5 protein-coding genes are annotated in these 4,918 nt (G+C 58.5%); 2 read left to right on the forward strand and 3 right to left on the reverse strand.

Features of this window, described 5'->3' with window-relative positions; all coding sequences use genetic code 11:
* Positions 1-323: 323 nt before the first annotated feature.
* Positions 324-1,046 (forward strand): DUF4851 domain-containing protein, encoded by a 723-nt coding sequence (locus FYJ44_RS14270; protein WP_229772737.1) that lies wholly within the window; start codon positions 324-326, stop codon positions 1,044-1,046.
* Positions 1,047-1,073: 27 nt separating this feature from the next.
* Positions 1,074-1,472, forward strand: coding sequence for a hypothetical protein (locus FYJ44_RS14275; RefSeq protein WP_154513286.1), 399 nt, complete (start codon positions 1,074-1,076; stop codon positions 1,470-1,472).
* Between the two features lie 219 nt (positions 1,473-1,691).
* Here the strand turns inward: FYJ44_RS14275 and FYJ44_RS14280 are convergent, their stop codons facing one another.
* From FYJ44_RS14280 to FYJ44_RS14290, 3 genes are all read right to left on the reverse strand, one after another.
* A complete protein-coding gene (locus FYJ44_RS14280; protein WP_195841042.1) occupies positions 1,692-3,815 on the reverse strand; it encodes a methyl-accepting chemotaxis protein in 2,124 nt (707 codons plus the stop codon).
* Positions 3,816-4,213: 398 nt separating this feature from the next.
* On the reverse strand, positions 4,214-4,807 hold the full coding sequence (locus tag FYJ44_RS14285) for a hypothetical protein (RefSeq protein WP_229772738.1): 594 nt from the start codon (positions 4,805-4,807) through the stop codon (positions 4,214-4,216).
* 5 nt (positions 4,808-4,812) lie between these two features.
* Positions 4,813-4,918, reverse strand: a 106-nt coding sequence (locus FYJ44_RS14290; protein ID WP_154508122.1) for an integrase core domain-containing protein, incomplete at its 5' end; no start/stop codon positions are given.

A 4,918-nucleotide genomic window follows, 5' to 3' on the forward strand; every position in this document is an offset into this window, starting at 1 on the left:
GAAGCCTCCGCAGGGCCGCGGCGCTTAACGCCTGGGCCAATATCATATGCATCCCGATAGCCCTTATCCCGCCTTGATCTTCCGCTCTTTTTGAAAACACCCCTGTGCTGAACTGTCCCTCGCTTCTTGTTCCTTTTATATGGGGATTTTGCTTCTCTTGACATCTGTCCGCTTTCCAGGCAGGTCGAGAGCACATTCCTCATCCTCAGCTGTAAGGAGGCTGTATGGCGCGACTCGTGCTCATTTTGCTGGTCCCACTCGTGTGTCTGGCCGTCCTTATTTATAAGCTGGCCAAAAATCGACGCGTCGTCGCGGCGGATGACATGTTGATTTCAGCTTACGCGCCCGCCCTGGCCGTGCGTTGCCGTGAAGATTTTCAGTTGCTTGACGCGCGCCGAGCCAGAATTTTCCCCAAACTGAGCGCCAGAATCATGAAAAGCTGCCCGGCTGAGGCGTGGTATGGTCTGTATGCCAACGGCACAGGAGATGCGACGTACCCGCCCGCACGGGTGATTGCCATCATGGCGTTTACTTCGGGAACGCTTTTCTGGGCCTCGAATGCCGTTACCGGCACGGTGGGCCTGCACCATGTCAACCTGCGGTATGACGATCTGGAGGGCACGGGTACCGTTGTAGTGCCCTCGGCCGAGAACGATCCCTGGTTTGATCCGCATGATTCCGGACCCTGGAGTCGCGGAAGCCTTGCCTACCGGATGATTTTTTTGACCAAGAAAGACAAGCTCAAAATCATTGTGGATTATCGTGAGCCGGATATGCGCCCGCAGCCCGGCGTCCCCCTGGCCGAGGACAACAGAGTGCCGCAGGATTTTATTGATCGCGCCCAGGCTTCGTTCGGACTCATCAGGGGCAGCGGCGAGGCGCCGTTGCCGGGCGGTTCCGGCGCGTTGCCGTTTTCGCCGCCGGAAGTGGATGCCGGGAAGCTGGCGGATATGACGGGACTGCTGTTGCGAAAGCAGAGCATTTTTGAATATCTTTCGCTTTTTGCTGATGATCTCCGTGAAATTCTGTCCTATTTTCGGCGTTAATATATATTTTTATCCGGCCGAGGGCGCATGCGCGGGCGACTGCTCACAGTTCCGATTCTGTTCTGCGCGCTGACTGTCAACGGCACAGCCGTGACGGCCTTCGAGCGCGTCCGAATTCTGCCACCTGGAGCGGAGGAAATTCCTCTGTCGGGTACGATTATTTTTGAACTTGACGAGGATATTCCCAGTACTATGACGACAATCCGCGAGGCCGAAAATCTTGTACGCGCGGAACTGAAGCGGGAAGGCATTCTTCACTACAGGCATACGGTTAAAGTACAGACTGCCGCTGACGGGAGAATCATCACACTGTATGTATGGCCGATTTTGGACAGGGCGCAGGCTGATGGCGACCCGGAAGGCTGCAGCCGCATATTTTACATCCGAAACGGCGTAGTGGAACGAATGGTAAAAAGGCCGCCTTGAAACAAGCGACAGTATACCGATTATCGCACGAAGTTATATTATTGCGCCGCCCGCGCGTAGCCTGACTTCCCGTGCAATGCCGTCCAAACTCTTCCCCAGGGCGGGAACATCTGGCGCGCGGTGGGCCCTCCCGTCTCCGGCAGTCCGGTGTATTGACGCAAAAAGCCCCCCATCGTGATCACCATGATGGGGGGCTTTTCAGCGTATAAGCTTTGCCGGTTACCCCTGTTGCATCTCTTTGATCAGCTCGCTCAGAACGCGGGCCTGCTCGGAAAGCTCTGAAACCGCCGTGGCGGCCTTGCGCATGGAGTCGGCGGTTTCTTCGGCGATGCTGCTGACTTCCTTGACGGAATGGCTGACCCGCTCACAGGAATGGGACTGGGCGTCACTGGCCTGGGCGATGGCCTGCACCTGTTCGGCGGAGCTGTCCACCATGGAGACAATTTCGTCCAGAGCCGAGCCGGAGTCGTTAGCGTACCGCGTGGCCTCGCTGATGGTCTGCACGGCCTTGTCCACCTGTTCGATATTCATGGATACGCTCTGCTGGATGCCGCGAATGGCCTTGTCCACGTCGGCGGTGGAAGCCATGGTTTTTTCAGCCAGTTTGCGCACTTCGTCAGCCACCACGGCAAAGCCGCGCCCGGCCTCACCAGCGCGGGCCGCTTCAATGGCGGCATTCAGGGCCAGCAGATTGGTCTGATCGGCGATATCCGAAATGACGCTCATGATCTGGTTGATGGACTGCGCGTGCTCGGACAGGATACCCATGTCTTCCTTAATTTTCATGGACTGCCGCTGCACATCGGTAATGCTGTCCACCGCCTTGCGCACCACGGTCTCGCCGCCGGTGGCCTTGTCGCGGGTCTGGGCCGAAACATCGGCGGCCAGACTGGCGCTTTTAACCACCTCATCAATGGTCGAGGTCATCTCTTCCATGGCGGTCACGGTTTCCGTGACCCGCCCGGCCTGTTCGGACGCGCCGTTCTCGGAATATTCAATATGGGTGAGCAGCTCCGAAGAGGCGGTGGCGACTACGTCGGCCACTTCTTCCAGCTTCCGGGCGGCGGCCAGCATATTTTCGGCTTTGGCTTTGGCGTCGCGCCCGGCCATTTCGGCCTCATGCATGGCTTCATTGGCCTTGCGGGCCTGTTCACTGGCGGCGCTGCCCTGCCTGTCGGCCTCGGCGATGCGCTCCTGCAACGTGCCCACCATGCTGCGCAGGGCGTCGGCCAGGACGCCGATCTCATCCTTCTGGTGCACATCCAGCGTCTGGGAAAAATCCCCTCCGGCCACGGCTGTGGCGTAGCGTACGCCCTTTTTCATGGGATTGCTGATCATGGCTGCCAGCAGGAAGGCCACCACGAAGCCGAAGACCAGAGCCACAACGCCCACGGCGAGGATGATTTTGTTGGAATCGTCGATCAGTTCAATGGAAACCGTGCGCGCCGCATCCGCCTGTTTGAAGCCGGTTTCTTCAGCCTGCTGCGCCTCCTGGATCACGGCGTTGCCCATGGCGTTCATTTCGGCCAGAATGCCGTTGAGGGCATCGTCATTGCTGATCCAGCCGGCCGCGGCCTGTTCGTATTTGCGCGTGGCCTCGCGGGCTCCGGCAATGAGCTGGAGCTGCTCTTTGTCCACGGTGATCTTTTCCAGCGCATCGTACAAAGCGAACAGACGGGGCAGCATCTCAAGCATGTTCTTGTAGTGGGAGCGGTCCTTGCGGGAAATTTCCTCTTTTTCCGCGCGCATGATTTCCAGAGCCAGCGTATAGATATTGGACGTAATGATGTAGCGCTGGACATATTCGTCCAGCATGGACGCCGCCACGTCCTGCCCCTGTATCCTGGTATACGCGTCCACCTGCAACTGCATGAAGCGGGATGCGGCCTGCTCCACCCGGCGGCCGTTGTTGATCATGGCTTCCTCGGCGGACTTGTTGGCCTTGAGCGACTCCACGCCCACCCGGAATTTTTCCATGTAAAGCTGGGCTTCCTGGCGCGCTTTGCGCGCACGCTCCAGCAGGGCCGTGTCATTGAACTGCTTGCCGAGCGCATCCACCTTGTCCAGTTCACGGAATAACTGTTGCAGGCGGTCTTCCACGCGCTGTCGGCTGGCGTCGTCTTTCTTCAGCAGATAGTTTTTCTCTTCCAGCACGGTCCACAACGACATGCGTTCCACGCCGGTGGCGTACTGTACGGCCTTGGCGTAGTGATCGGTGATGCTGAAGGTGGCTGAAGCCACTTTGGCTATGAAGATGTAGGCGAGCAGGCCGAAAACGGCGGTAATGAACACAAGACTCAGTGCTCCGCACAGGATCTTCATGCGGATGGAGAAGTCGCTCATACGCATTTCCCGGATACTCCTCTCTGATGCTGGCTGAAGGTGTTGCCGTGCGCCGCCGCCTCCGCAGCTGAAAGCGGCTTTAAACAGGGATCCGAGTTGCACACGGCGAGTGACATGGGCCCGAACCGGTGAGATGCCTTTGCCCACCCGGGCTTCCTCTTGTGTTCACTGCTGCTGAAGAATAAACGATATATGGCCCGGACAGACTACTCACGAAATTCGGTAAGGTCCAGTCTGAAAGCATATCAAAAAGACTTTTTTCAGCCGTGCGGCAATAAACAGGATGATAAACAGCCATGCGGAGGCTGTAGGCGCAAAAAACGGCCCCGGGCAGTATGCCCGGGGCCGGATTGCGGTTATGGGGAGGGCGGCCGGGAGCCGAAACCCCGCGGGATGTTTCAGGCGGCGGTTTCTCCCGGACCATCGGCGCCTTCCCGCGACACGCCCCGCACGTCCTCTCCGCTCAGCCAGCACTGGTCCGGGCGCAGCGCCACACTGAACAGGCGGCCCTGATCTTCCGGCGCTTTGGCCTGATGGTACTTGAAGAGCCAGCGGCCGCCGGAAGGGCCGAGTATCTCAATCTTGCCCGTCTCATGCGAAAGCACGTAACGGAAAGTTTTACCCAGACCGTTTTGCAGACTCTTGGCTTCTTCCGTCACGGCGTAAGCGCGCGCCATGGGCACCTGAAAGTTGTTTTGGACCCCGGTTACAGGGCGGCACTGGAAAATGTAATAGGGCACGACGCCCCTGCGCACCAGTTCCTTCAGCAGCGTCCCCAGCGTCGGGCCGTGGTCGTTGACGCCCTTCAGCAGCACGGTCTGGTTGCGCACCGTGACGCCGCAGTCCTGCAGGGCGTCCAGAGCGCGTTGGGCCTGCGGGCTCAGTTCGCGCGGATGATTGAACTGCGTCACCAGATAGAGGCGTTTTTTCGCTCCGTATTTCCTGAACAGGTCCAGCAGTTTCTGATCCATGTAGATGTAGAGTGTCAACACGTTGTTCACCCTCCGCTCAGCCTTGAGGCTGGAGGTTTTCTGCCAAGAGCCGTATGCGGACGCACAAAGTTGTAGCGATGCGTCCAGACCGGCAAGTTCGCTGTTCTTTTC

The sequence above is a fragment of the Desulfovibrio porci genome, from assembly GCF_009696265.1.
GTDB lineage: Bacteria > Desulfobacterota > Desulfovibrionia > Desulfovibrionales > Desulfovibrionaceae > Desulfovibrio > Desulfovibrio porci.